This is a genomic window from Priestia sp. JSM ZJ58 (genome assembly GCF_044383985.1).
Lineage (GTDB): Bacteria > Bacillota > Bacilli > Bacillales > Bacillaceae_H > Priestia > Priestia zanthoxyli.
This window is the reverse complement of record NZ_JBISEM010000001.1, coordinates 2242366-2255064: the sequence shown is the minus strand read 5'-3', so window position 1 is coordinate 2255064 and position 12699 is coordinate 2242366. Positions and strand designations below refer to the sequence as shown.

Here is a 12699-nt window from a genome sequence, read left to right as displayed (position 1 = left end):
AGTGATTACCAGGTAGTCACTTAGAGGTTTTTTTACCTAGAAGGAATAAAAAAGCGTAACAATTTTTTTATTCCTTTCCACCTTACAACGTTCCCTATTCCAATAAATTAAAAATCCTTTGTCTATATAAGGCAAAGGATTCTTTTTATTTATCTATCAGTTAATATACAACGGGTTTCCTTCATTCGTTATCTCTTCAATTAATCGTTCATTGGTAATAAGGTAATCTTCTACTACCACGTACTGAGATTTTTTTTCTTTCGACAGTGATCGTAATATAAGTTTATAGCTACTTTAAAAAGCCATGATTTATATTTATCGGTATCAATCGATTCAAGATGAAGAAGTAGTTTACAAACAGCTTCTTGAACAATATCTTTAGCTGTTTCTTGGTTTGCACCTTGTTTAATTAAATATGAGTAAAGTTGATTCATTACAATTTTTAGTTGATCGTTTGATAACCGATTTTTCAAATGTTTTTCCTCCTTCCTGTCTTATAACGTCTGAACAGTGAAAAAGTATACAATTATTTCATATTTTTCTATAAAAAAAGAAAAGTAATTGCTTTTTAGGCAATTACTTTCTTAAACAAACAATCAATTTAGTTAATATAAAACAGAATATAGGTATCTACAAAAATAAAAAAGAAGATTATTGTAATCGACCTTGTATATAATTAGGGATCTATATTGAGCTCATTAACTGAAAAAAGTATTCAGACTTCTGAGTTTTATTTAAGCTATACCATGAATCTAATGTATTTGATGCGAATACATCTAATTTTTTTAATACGTCCCTCGCGAATTCTAGAGGTGCTATTCCTGAAGCAGTAATCATGTTATTATCGGATACTACAGGTCCACCCTCATACAACTTCTCCCCTTTATAGTTGGGACAGACCATTTTTGTATATTCTAAGTTATTAAGCGTATGCTTTCTAGAATCTAAGTATCCACTATTTGCAAGGGCATCAGTAGCACCACAAATTGCAGCTACAATAGTACCAAGCTCTAAAACTTCCCCAACTTTTTTCAATATAGGTTGATGAATCTCCTCACTCCATGTATTTCCTCCCGGTAGAATTAAAAGATCTTTATCCAAAAGAGTGCACTCATCAAGAGAAATATCCGGCTGTATACTCAGCCCCCCCATTGTTTTAATAATTTCTTTATTAACTCCTACCGTCATTACTTTTAAAGGGGCTAAACCTTGTCTAAAATATCTTCCTGAATTTAGTTCAGCAATTAAATATCCATACTCCCAATCTGACATTGTGTTAAATACATAAATATAAACTTTTTTAATTTGCATACTAAGCCTCCAGAACTGACGTTCTCTATATTATACCATTTCAAAGACATATATTTATAAAAAATTAAAATATTCAGAAAATAATTAAAAGGATTGAGAATCATTTGAAAGAAAACAAAATAGAAAAAGTCTTAATAGTAGGATTAACAACTCCACATTATGTATCAACTACTACTCCAATGAGTGATAATTTAGGATTTGAAACGTAGCTCGTATCAGATGCCACAGCTACATTTGCAATAAAAGGAGAAGATAATGCATATTATCCAGCTGAACAAATACATACTGTGTCATTAGCAACTTTAGATAATGAGTTTGCCAAAGTTTTAACAACTGAAGAATTGATCAAAAAGTTAAATTTGACTGAAGCAATACAATCATAAGATCTTTATTTTAACTGTATATCTTCTACAAGTGGAGTTACCATAATGTGACTTTTAGGAATAAAAAAAGAACCCTTGTAAAATTAGGGTTCTGATTAAGATTTATTATTTGTGGTATGCAGTCTTTTACAACCATATAGCTACTTAAGCCTAATTAATGGTTATTGTAAGTTACTTTTAACATGTAATAATAAATTTATAAATTCCCAAATCGCTAATACCACGCCTAATATCAACAAAAATAAACAAATTGAAGAGAAAAGTTGTTGTATCAATTTCACATCACTTTGCTCCTTTAATTAGATAAGTCCCGTATCACTTAGGTCTTTTATAAAACAAGTTTTTTCATGAGCAGTATGAAGTAGAAATAATATCACGACTCATTTTTATTTCTTTTCACCTTGTAGAAAATGAAGCATAAAAGGGGAATAGCGACTAATGGTAGTACGATAGACAAGTGTTGATGTAACCAAATTAACACTAATTTGATCCCAATTTTTTGGTTAAACTTATAAACCATAAAAGTCCAACCGCCCGAATATAAGGAAGATGCTAAAAAGTTAGCTAGCAAGTATTTTTTTATCGGAAACTTTAAAATTCCGGCTATATAATGAATAGGGTGTCGAACTCCAGGTACAAAAAAAGCTAACATAATCGCCCCAGCCCCAAAACGATCAAGTAGCTTTTCGGCTTTTTGTAACCATTTCTTCGCCATCCATTTTTCAATTAGAGGCACCTGTCTAAAGAATCTTCCTACTAGAAAGAACCATAGAAAAGCTATAAAGAGTGTAATCCAAGACGATATCCACACTACATAAGGGTTGATGCCCTTAGAAGCCCAGATACCGACTTGAGTTAGCATTAGAACATCATCAGAAATAGGCGTAAACATAATTTCTACTGATAGTCTAATTAGTTCATAAATCTTCATAAATGGTCTCTTTCTCCTTTATATCTTGGTGCAAAGGCAATGCAACATACATCGTTGTCTTGTTTTGCTCGCTTTCTGCCCATATTTCGCCTTGATGAAGTTCAACAATTCGTTTGGCAATGGAAAGGCCAATTCCCGACCCTACGACTTTGCTAGAGCGTGCTTTATCCATTCGATAAAACTTATCAAACAGATGGTTTAATTCCTCAGAAGCAATTTGATCAGTTGTATTAGAAATACGTGCAATGACTTGTTTTTCGTTAGTATAGAGGACTATCTCAATATCTCCACTTTCATGACTGTATTTTTCAGCATTCGAAAGTAAATTATCGAAAACGCGAATCATTTTCTCAATATCTATGGAGATAAAGACAGCATCATTGGGAATATCTACTTTTACAGAGAGCCCACGATTTTCAAACATAGGGGTATACTCTCCTACAAGCTGATATAACACCCCACTTAAATCGACTTCTTGAAATTGCATGTCTACGTCAGGTAGGGACAACTTCGTATATTCGAATAGTTCATCCAATAAATTTTTCAATTTGAATGAAATACCGTAGGTGGTTTGAATATATTGCTCCAGCTCTTCACTATTTTTATACTGTTTATCTTTCAAGAGTGTTAGATATCCAATAATAGAGGTCAATGGAGTTCGTAAATCATGCGAGAGATTTGTAATTAATTCATTTTTGGCTTGTTCCACTTTACGTTCTTTTTCAAAACGTTGCCTCATTTGTTCGGTCATCCAATTGATGTTTTTAGCTAAGAATGACAGTTCATTTTTTCCTTTCACCGGAATGGAATACGTCCAGTCCTTGTTCACAATCCTGTTGATTCCCTCTTCAATCTGCTTAATGTACCGTGTAATAGGCCTTGTCCATAATAAAAACAAGACAAAAAAGATGAGCACACTACCTCCAAGTCCCATATAGACTTGATAAATATATCTATTCGGACTGAAAATAGGATCAAAAGAAGGTCCTTCAATAACGAGGTATCCGATATCATCTTGAAGGGAAAGGAGCGATATAAAAGAAGAATAATGTGCATTAAATGATTGATTACCCGTAGATTCAGCTGCAAGCTTTTGTTTGAGTAAATACTTTATATTGGTACTTTTTATTTTTTTGTTATTTGAATGAAAAAGAACGTCTCCTTTGGCATTTGCTACTAAGAACCCTAAATTAGGATGAGCATCCGTTATAGGATTTAGCGTTGAAGCAATGTTATCTATATCATCTAAGCTCATGTGCTTCTCTTCGATTGAATGAGTGAGCTGAACAAGGAGCTTTCTAATCGTCTCTTCCTCTTTTTGTTGCTCTATTTGTTGGTTACGGATATCCCCAAATTGGGGATTTATGAAGATAAAAAGAAAAAAGCTAAGGATAGATACAATCAAGGAGATAATAAAAATAAGGAATAATTTTGTGTTCAAATTAACTGATGGTCGTCCAATTTTGTCTGCATTATTTCTCGTTTTCATGCTTTATAGCCTACGCCCCATACAGTCTGAATATAGATTGGCTTTTTAGGGTTCTCTTCTATTTTGTCTCTAATTTTTGTCATATGGACCATAATCGTATTATCCGACTTATAAAAAGGTTCTTTCCATACAGTTTCATAAATCTGTTGAATACTAAATACTTGTCCTTGATGCTGAAGTAACAAAGAGAGAATTTGAAATTCTTTAGGAGTTAAACGAACCTCTTGATCTCTTACAAACACTTCATTTGTCCTTCCGTCCACTTTTAAGTCTCCCTTTTCTAAGAAGTGGGAAGAAACCTCTCTTTCAGGCGCCATATAGTATCGACGAAGTTGAGATTTTACACGCGCCATCAGTTCTAATGGGTTAAAGGGCTTTGTAACATAGTCTTCTGCTCCACTGGCCAGACCGTGAATTTTATCCATATCTTCTGATTTAGCTGATAAAAAAATAATGGGCATGGTATATTCTTCTCTGATTTTTAAGCAAGTATCTATCCCATTCATCCCTGGCATCATCACATCTAGAATAATCAGGTCAATTTTTTGTTTTTTTAACATATCCATAGCTGTTGCAGCATCCGGTACATCTACTACTTGATATCCTTCATTATTTAAATAAATGGACATAAGATTTCTGATTTCGTCTTCATCGTCGACAATAAGGATGGTTCTTTCTGACATGTTTCTTCACTCTTTCTATTCTTAAATTCAATACAAACTAGAGAACAGGAGTAGGATTAGTTATTAAATACGAATACATAAGCTGGTGGAACATTTCTATACACTTTTTCATACTGAATCGTAGTAAAAAAGGATTCAAAGAAAGAGCGTTTTACTTTCGAATATTGGAATGTAATGAATTTGCCTTCTGGTCCCAGCAAACATTCTGTCTCATGTAAGATCTGTGTAGAAATAGTTCCTGGTAAGCTTGTAAAAGGCAATCCAGATACGATATAGTCTACTTTTTCAATGCCATATTGTTTTAAATAGGCACTTATATTTTCAGCAGAGTCATGAATAATGTACACATTCTATAACATATTTCTTCTTTAATATGTTATAGAATGTTTCATTGGCTTCTATCGCTAAGAAAATGGTTTCTTTCCGTTTATTTTGAACAATTTCTTCTGTAAATACGCCTGTTCCTGGACCATATTCAATGATACACGTTATTTCCTCAAATGGTATAGGCTTCATCATTTTCTTAGCTAATGATTTAGAGCTAGGCATAATAGCTCCAACTGCACGCGGGTGTCTCATATATTCTTGAATGAAATGCATGGCATTCATGTATTTCTCCTCGTTTCTTCAGGTGATAGGTTATAAACAGTAGTTTAATGCTAAAATCTTAATACGATACGAGGAAAAACCTTAACAATTCTTAAGAAATACTTATGAAAAGATAACTTTTATAAAGAATCTGAAAGCAAACGTTATTTGCTGGTCTTAAAAAAGGAGGGCATTAACTTAACCTAAACCTTCAGTCATTCAGAGAAAACAACCTTTTTAGCAAGTAAGAAAGGGGTGCTATTAGTTCTTATCCTTTAAGAACTGATAGCACCCCATTTCTTTGATTGTATACTTATTAAAATAATGTATTTTTTTTGGATGTATTTCTCAAATATTTTAAAAATCTTTTATAGTGCGTGATTTTTGACATTAAGAAATCTCAATATAAATTTCTTATCAGACTAATTTTACAATCGTTCTTCCTCTTACATGCCCTTTTAATATGTTAGGAAGAACAGTAGGAAGCTGATTTAAATTAATTTCTTGTGAGATAAAATCTTCAAAATTTGATGGTTTGAAATCTGTTGCTATGCGTTTCCATATTTTCAAACGTGTTTCCATTGGGCAGTATACAGAGTCAATGCCAAGTAAGTTGACGCCCCTTAAAATAAATGGAAAAACAGTAGAGGCCAGTTTTGTCCCAGCTGTTAACCCACTAACAGCAACTGAACCACCATATTGGATCTGACTTAAAACAGAGGACAGAGGATCTCCACCAACAGGGTCAACGGCTGCAGCCCATTTTTGTGCCCCTAAAGCTTTAACCTTTCCTCCATACGTCATATCCCTTGAAATAATGGTATGAGCTCCGAGTTTTCGTAAATACTCATACTCCGATTCTTTCCCTGTGCTAGCTTCTACTTTATAACCCAGAGAGTTTAAAAATGAGACCGCAAAACTGCCAACGCCACCGGTTGCACCTGTCACAAGAACTTTTCCTTTGTCTGGTGACACCCCATTCTCCTCTAGACGTTGTATAGATAGGGCTGCCGTAAAGCCTGCTGTTCCTACTACAATGGCTTCTTTAAGAGTCAAATTTTCAGGTAAAGGTACAATCCAATCACCTGGAATACTGGCATATTCGCTGTATCCACCAAAGTGGGAAACACCTATATCGTAACTTGTTGCAATGACTTCATCTCCTTCATGAAAGCGAGGGTCATTAGAAGAAACGACTACACCTACTAAATCTACTCCTGGTATAAATGGATAATTTCTTACGATTTTACCATCAGGAGTACCTGCTAGCCCATCTTTATAGTTAATCCCTGAATAATGTACCTTGATTAAGACATCACTCTTAGGCAAAAATTCTAGAGAAATATTTTTTACATTCATTGAAAATTCATCATTAACTTTGTCTACTACTAGCGCTTTGAATTGATCTTTCATTTTGTCATTCCTCCTTTGTGAAACTACTTCTAGTATACATTATTATTCTGACCGGTCAAACTTTTTTGGCCGGTCAGAATAATTTTTTGTTCAAATTTTATAAAATGTTGTATACTAATTTGTACGTTTAGTTTGCTGGAGGTTTATTATGAAGAAAAAAGCAGAAGAGAGAAAGAATCAAATATTAAGAGCAGCTTTCCAAGCTATGTCAGTACAAGGTTATAATTCGGTTACCTTACAGAGTATTGCTGATCATGCAGAAGTTAGTAAAGGAGTCGTCCATTATTATTTTGAGAATAAGGAAGATACCTTATCTCAACTCCTTGAGTGGCTTACAAATAAAATCTATAACTATGAGCTTGCATCAGTGAATTCAGAGTCTACTCCCTTGGGTAAATTAAAAGCTTATGTAAACTCAGTGTTTGTCGCCCCTGAGAAAAATGCAAAATTTTATAGAGTTTATTTAGATTTCTTGTCTCAGGCAGGTCAAAATGAAACATATAGAAAAATTAATCATCATTTTTATCAAAACTGTTGGGGCATTACATCTGACATTATTGCTTCTGGTCAGAAAACAGGAGTGTTTGAACAGAATATTAATATAGAAAACACTTCAAAAACCATGCGCGCTATTATAGATGGATTGCTCATTCAATGGCTAATGAACGAAGATATAAATTCCCATCAATATTACAAAGAGACTTGCTATCAAAGCTTTTTAGACTTGCTAAAAGTTAATTAGATGCTCTTTTTGACTTTTTAATCTGTCTGAACTGTCTACCTTCTATACTTTAAATGATAAACAAGAAGAACAAAGTCTAAAATCAAATGACGCTTTGCTCTTTTTTATAATATGTAATTTCCATAAAAATTGGATAACTAAGGATTTTTATCAGAACAAGCATATGTGTTATAAGCTATAGGTAGAAACAATCCAATAATCAAAGTTAGGCATATTATATGGAAAGCGAGTTAACATAATAGGTTTTATAAGAAGAAAAAAAACCTGTATTTTAAAATACGGGTTTTTTCATATTTCTCTTCAAAATATCTATTTAAAACTTATTATTTTTATTAAAAATCATTCATTTCCTACCTCTATAATACCATATTTTTGTACTTTTTTTCAGTCTAGTATTTAAATCTTTTTTCAATAAAATACAGATTAGAATTGGTATTCATATAAAAGAAATTGGGGAAGAATTTAAAGGTAGCTAGTGAAGTAGAAGTTATAGAATTAAAAATTGAAGCACTTGGTGACCAGATTGTATTAAATCCTACATCTGAAGGGGTTTCCTATAGTAAAAGTGATATAAGGTTATGCCACAAACGGTCCATTTTCTGGAATAACCCTTTAAAGGTAAAACAGTATTTGAATGTTAAAATCAAATGTAATTGCAAAAGGAGATTCATAGATGAAAGAAAACCAAATCAGTTTTACCGCGATGATGACAGCTTATATTCGAGGTATTCACTCAAAATATGCAAACCACAAAATTTTCAATGACTTTTTGGCATATGAACTAGTTCCTGAAGAACAAAAAAAATTAATAGAGAAGATTATGCCAAAAGAAGCCTTAATGAATTCTACAGCCTCTATCACCCGTTCTCGATACACAGAAGATTGTTTTATGAAGGCGATTGAAACTGGTGTAGAACAGTATGTAATCTTGGGTGCTGGCTTAGATACTTTTGCATTTAGATATCCTGATTTGTTAAAGAGTCTTAATGTATTTGAACTAGATCATCCTGCGACGCAAAGCTTTAAACGTCAACGTGTCGATAAGGTGGGTTGGGGTCATCCAGAAAACCTACATTACATTTCTATTGACTTCACTCGGGAGGATATAGTAAATAAACTCAATTCATCACTAAACTATTCTGCCTTATCCAAAAGTTTTTTTAGCTGGCAAGGAGTTACAATGTATTTATCCAAAAAAGAAGTATATAAAACACTAGCTAATATACCTAAAGTAACTCCCTCTGGGAGCATGATTGTATTTGATTACTTCAGTGTAGATGAATTTGATGAGGAAACTACTTCCACTGATTTGAAAAAGAAAGAAAAAATGATGAATAAGATAGGAGAGTCAATGAAAACAGGTTTTGATCCAGCTAGTATGAAGCAAGAAATGGCAGAACTCGGATTGAATTTGCTTGAGAATTTAAGCCCGACGGATATTGAGAAACGATATATGACAGGATTAAATGTGAGCTTAAAGGCGCATAAAAACGTGTACTTTGCACTAGCTGTAGTTGAATAAACTTTCATATTCTTTAATTTAGAAGTGTAATACTTTATAGAAAAATTGCTAATTTGCCGTCGATAAGAGTAAATAATAAAGGTAAATACTTTTAAATTTAATATCTAGTTAATATAACAGTTGATCAAAAGATAAGAGATACAATGTATTATCTGTCTGCAATATCTGATATTGATATTTTGTAATTTTTATGAAAGCTCACTCACAGGGCATACGTTTTAACACGTATGCCTTTTGAGGTGTTATATTCTTTAATTTTTAACTAATCTTAAGTCAGGAGCATGCGTATTAGTTTATTTACCATAGTACGCTAGTCATGACCTGCTTAAGAGTTAGATGAGGATTTGATTCGCCCTCTTTTGTACGCCATGCTACAAAACCATCTGGTCTTATTAATACAGCTCCTTGAGAGGTAACATCGTACACTGCTTCCCAGCTATCCTCATCCTCACACTCAACACAATCTCCTTGTAAACCGATCCCATAAACATTAATAGGAACACCTAAGTGAGAAGATACATTCCGGGTAGCAGTGCGCCAAAGGCTATTATCTTTTCCCGTAAATAAGACGAAATTTTCACCTATTAGATCTAAGGTAGATATACGCTTACCTTGGTACTTCAACCACATATGTGGAGCACGAGTACCTGGCCTTCCGTTTAGTTCTAATTGATCCATTCTATGCAGTGTATCGGAGTTTTCCTTGATAATTGCTGTTGAGTTATATTTATACCCTACAGTAACTGCAGTATGGTCCATACTATTGAGGGTGCTTACACCTTTCTTTATAACATTAAATAACAAATCACTGGCATATTTCGTTGTTACTTCTGCAGCATAGGGTCTTTCATTATGATAAGTTTGGAGCAATCGTGGATGAGCTTGTTTGTGTATCACTGCAGCAAGTTTCCAAGCTAAATTATGAGCATCTTGAATACCTGTATTCGAACCAAATCCTCCGGTAGGTGGCATAAGATGAGCTGCGTCTCCAATTAGAAAGACTCGACTATCTTGAAAACGAGTGGCTGTCTGTTCTGCAGCTGCCCAAGGTAAAATACTGAAGATGACAATATCAAGATTTGAAACTCCTATAGCTTTTTTTAAAATCTCACAGCATCGCTCTTCAGAAAAATCTTCTGGACTTTCTCCAGTTGAGGGATTATAGGCCACATGATAAATCCATTCATCACGATTGTTAACAGTGATGAGCGCACCAAATACTTCTGGATTTAGGATTTGAATCCAGCCAAACTGGCTAGGTTTCAGAAAGCGACTTAGATCAGCCTGAAAATAGATGTTGATATAATGTCCGCCGATCACTCCTCTTCCTGTAGTTGGAATTTTTGTATGTTGACGAATTGTGCTTTTAGCACCATCTGCCGCAATTAAATAATCACTTCGAATTTTTTCTTTCGTTCCTGTCTCTCTATTTATTATAGTTGCTGTAACTCCTAAATCGTCTTGTTGATACTCTATAAGTTCAGTATTATAGCGTATATGCCCTTTTCCCTCTTTAGCAGCTTGAAGAAGGATAGGTTCTAGTTCAATTTGATAACAAGATGCTGGCTTTGAAGGGCTCACCTTTTCAAAATTTTCTATTCTCTCTTTTTCAAGAGATTTTTGGGAATTCTCCGCAGTTTCTAATTTCTCAGGGTCTATGCTTTTGATTGTCTCTACAGCAATCCTTCCACGAATATTATCTAATGGTTTGCTAGCAGTCCGGATAGCTGCCTCCAATCCAAGTTGTCGAAATATTTCCATCGTACGAAATGTAATCCCTCCAGCTTTTGGATGGATAGCTGTACCAGTGTGTTTTTCAATCAGTAAATAATCAACGTTATGACGTGCCAAAAAGAGAGCAGAGGTAAGTCCACTAAGACCACCACCTACTATTAAAACAGGAACATGTTTGTGTATCATAGAAATTTTCCTTTCAAATTTAAATGTACCCATGGGTCTTACTGAATTCAGTAATCAAACTATAACCTAAAAAAAATGAAATTGTAGACTGTTTTTAGGTTATGTTTTATAATGATAATAGAGTACGCCCCAAATAAGGGGCGTTTTTTTCTATAACTTTTAAAAGAATATTCACTAATGTTAATGGAAACAACAAACACTTCCTGACTTTATACATGTGTTCTATTCTGTATTATCTTACTGTCTGTGTCCTTCTATTTTATACATGTTAAGTTCTCATAATGGATTTTATCGGTAGGAAATATAAAAGTAATCGTTTTCATTTTTTGCTTTCTCAAAATGATTTGATAGGTTATAATAAATGCCTACAAAAATATTAAATGATATGTAAGTAACAAGCAATTACACCCTTAATATTTAACTAAAAGAAAAATCCACCTCTCAAATTAGGTGGGTTTTTCTTCTTTAAATGTATGTGATGCACATCCTTAGTTAATATAAAACACATTCAGGAACCCAACCAAGAAAAGCTTGCAGGAGAAGAATTCTTGAGATAATAAGAATAACAGCTTTTCATTGATTACTCATTATCAGCAGGTTGTGTGGAAATTTGCCAAGTAACACCGAATTTATCTGTTACTTGGCCATATGATGGGCTCCAAAAAGTTTCTTGAAGTGGCATTCCTACTTGACCACCTTCTTTCAGTTTTTCAAATACTTCTTTTGATTTTTCTACACTGTCTATAGTGATAGCTACCGTTATTTGTGATCCAATTTGGTATGGTTGACCCGGGAATGTATCAGAAAGCATCAAATCATTATCACCAACTTTTAAGTGCGCATTCATTACACGGTCTATTGCTTCTATAGGAGTAGGGAATTCTGGATTTCCAGGCATTTCTCCGAACGTTTGAACTCCAATAACTTTTGCATCTAATGCTTTTTCGTAAAATTTAACAGCTTCTTGTCCATTACCGTTCATAACTAAATAAGGATAAATTCCTAAAACCATTAAAAACACCTCTTTTAAAATTTTAGTTAGACTTTACTAAATCACAGTTAGATGAAAAAAGAACTCACGTTTGATTTAGTCATAACTCTCACTACATATCTATACAACAAATTCATTGGGTTATCCTGCAGCGTTAGTTTATTAAGAAAAAAGATACACGTACATCTGAAAACGTAGATTTCTATGTACACCATATACAAATCTAGTTACCATAAAACCATTTATCGGTAGAAATGACACCTAAATAAATATTAAAACATTAGTTATCAATAATTGGTGATTCCTTAACATCTAAAACTTCAATACTGTTACAATAAAAATCGATATCTCGATTTTCTACATCACGCACTTGAAATCTAATATTTTCCCAACTCCTATCACGAAGATCTAATATTTGTAGTATAGATAGTTGTATAGCTCCACCATTTGCAAATAGTTCAAAATTCTCCACTCCATAAAAATTCATACTAATTTCATAAAAATCATGAGCACCTTTAGGTTGTAAAAGAAAAATTATATGTAAATTGGTCTGATTCTCTTCATCAAACAGAAAACTGTTACTATACTCTATAAAATACCTTACTTCTATAATGTATTTCATATCTAAAAACGAAAATTCTGGAGAAAGATTATTTAACAAATGAAAGTTCTTAATATTTAACACTTTAAGGATCTCCTTTTTAATAAAATATCTTTGTAGCTCAC

Annotated in this window: 11 protein-coding genes and 2 pseudogenes; 3 read left to right on the top strand and 10 right to left on the bottom strand. The window is 33.3% G+C overall.

Going from position 1 to position 12699, the window contains the following annotated elements; genetic code table 11:
• Nucleotides 1-233: 233 nt before the first annotated feature.
• Complete coding sequence (locus ACH6EI_RS12025) at nt 234-473, bottom strand: RNA polymerase sigma factor (protein WP_099331034.1); 240 nt, start codon at nt 471-473, stop codon at nt 234-236.
• A gap of 211 nt (nt 474-684) precedes the next feature.
• Entirely contained in the window at nt 685-1311 is a 627-nt protein-coding gene (locus ACH6EI_RS12020; RefSeq protein ID WP_028413244.1) for a type 1 glutamine amidotransferase family protein, read from the bottom strand.
• 92 nt (nt 1312-1403) lie between these two features.
• Here ACH6EI_RS12020 and ACH6EI_RS12015 point away from each other — a divergent pair.
• Nucleotides 1404-1694: pseudogene (locus tag ACH6EI_RS12015) on the top strand (isochorismatase family protein); the annotation flags it as partial.
• 373 nt (nt 1695-2067) lie between these two features.
• On the opposite strand, the gene ACH6EI_RS12010 reads toward ACH6EI_RS12015, so the two are convergent.
• From ACH6EI_RS12010 to ACH6EI_RS11990, 5 genes and pseudogenes are all read right to left on the bottom strand, one after another.
• The gene (locus ACH6EI_RS12010) at nt 2068-2625 is read right to left on the bottom strand and encodes a DedA family protein (protein ID WP_028413243.1); all 558 of its coding nucleotides are present in this window, start codon (nt 2623-2625) and stop codon (nt 2068-2070) included.
• Nucleotides 2612-3880: a sensor histidine kinase gene (locus ACH6EI_RS12005; RefSeq protein ID WP_165573463.1), complete on the bottom strand. Its 1269-nt coding sequence runs from the start codon at nt 3878-3880 to the stop codon at nt 2612-2614. The genes ACH6EI_RS12010 and ACH6EI_RS12005 overlap by 14 nt, the downstream gene beginning before the upstream one ends.
• A 230-nt stretch (nt 3881-4110) precedes the next feature.
• Nucleotides 4111-4797 (bottom strand): response regulator transcription factor, encoded by a 687-nt coding sequence (locus tag ACH6EI_RS12000; RefSeq protein ID WP_099331035.1) that lies wholly within the window; start codon nt 4795-4797, stop codon nt 4111-4113.
• 56 nt (nt 4798-4853) lie between these two features.
• Nucleotides 4854-5406 (bottom strand): annotated as a pseudogene (locus tag ACH6EI_RS11995) (class I SAM-dependent methyltransferase).
• A 396-nt stretch (nt 5407-5802) separates the two neighbouring features.
• Nucleotides 5803-6798: an NADPH:quinone oxidoreductase family protein gene (locus ACH6EI_RS11990; protein ID WP_028413239.1), complete on the bottom strand. Its 996-nt coding sequence runs from the start codon at nt 6796-6798 to the stop codon at nt 5803-5805.
• Nucleotides 6799-6946: 148 nt separating this feature from the next.
• Here ACH6EI_RS11990 and ACH6EI_RS11985 point away from each other — a divergent pair, with 148 nt between their 5' ends.
• The gene (locus ACH6EI_RS11985; RefSeq protein ID WP_028413238.1) at nt 6947-7540 is read left to right on the top strand and encodes a TetR/AcrR family transcriptional regulator; all 594 of its coding nucleotides are present in this window, start codon (nt 6947-6949) and stop codon (nt 7538-7540) included.
• Between the two features lie 673 nt (nt 7541-8213).
• Complete coding sequence (locus tag ACH6EI_RS11980; RefSeq protein ID WP_108674734.1) at nt 8214-9062, top strand: class I SAM-dependent methyltransferase; 849 nt, start codon at nt 8214-8216, stop codon at nt 9060-9062.
• A 297-nt stretch (nt 9063-9359) separates the two neighbouring features.
• Here ACH6EI_RS11980 and ACH6EI_RS11975 read toward each other — a convergent pair whose 3' ends face one another.
• The 3 genes from ACH6EI_RS11975 to ACH6EI_RS11965 form a co-directional block, all read right to left on the bottom strand.
• Nucleotides 9360-10982: an FAD-dependent monooxygenase gene (locus ACH6EI_RS11975; RefSeq protein ID WP_108674735.1), complete on the bottom strand. Its 1623-nt coding sequence runs from the start codon at nt 10980-10982 to the stop codon at nt 9360-9362.
• Between the two features lie 580 nt (nt 10983-11562).
• Nucleotides 11563-11994 (bottom strand): VOC family protein, encoded by a 432-nt coding sequence (locus tag ACH6EI_RS11970; RefSeq protein WP_028413235.1) that lies wholly within the window; start codon nt 11992-11994, stop codon nt 11563-11565.
• Between the two features lie 259 nt (nt 11995-12253).
• Entirely contained in the window at nt 12254-12658 is a 405-nt protein-coding gene (locus ACH6EI_RS11965) for a hypothetical protein (protein ID WP_099331036.1), read from the bottom strand.
• Between the last annotated feature and the right edge of the window lie 41 nt (nt 12659-12699).

Excerpts from the sequence above, each read along its gene's own strand:
- ACH6EI_RS12005 (WP_165573463.1), bottom strand. The coding sequence starts at position 3,880 with ATGAGCTTAGATGATATAGATAACATTGCTTCAACGCTAAATCCTATA.
- ACH6EI_RS11990 (WP_028413239.1), bottom strand. The coding sequence starts at position 6,798 with ATGAAAGATCAATTCAAAGCGCTAGTAGTAGACAAAGTTAATGATGAA.
- ACH6EI_RS12010 (WP_028413243.1), bottom strand. The coding sequence starts at position 2,625 with ATGAAGATTTATGAACTAATTAGACTATCAGTAGAAATTATGTTTACG.
- ACH6EI_RS12020 (WP_028413244.1), bottom strand. The coding sequence starts at position 1,311 with ATGCAAATTAAAAAAGTTTATATTTATGTATTTAACACAATGTCAGAT.
- ACH6EI_RS11985 (WP_028413238.1), top strand. The coding sequence starts at position 6,947 with ATGAAGAAAAAAGCAGAAGAGAGAAAGAATCAAATATTAAGAGCAGCT.
- ACH6EI_RS12000 (WP_099331035.1), bottom strand. The coding sequence starts at position 4,797 with ATGTCAGAAAGAACCATCCTTATTGTCGACGATGAAGACGAAATCAGA.
- ACH6EI_RS11975 (WP_108674735.1), bottom strand. The coding sequence starts at position 10,982 with ATGATACACAAACATGTTCCTGTTTTAATAGTAGGTGGTGGTCTTAGT.
- ACH6EI_RS11980 (WP_108674734.1), top strand. The coding sequence starts at position 8,214 with ATGAAAGAAAACCAAATCAGTTTTACCGCGATGATGACAGCTTATATT.
- ACH6EI_RS11970 (WP_028413235.1), bottom strand. The coding sequence starts at position 11,994 with ATGGTTTTAGGAATTTATCCTTATTTAGTTATGAACGGTAATGGACAA.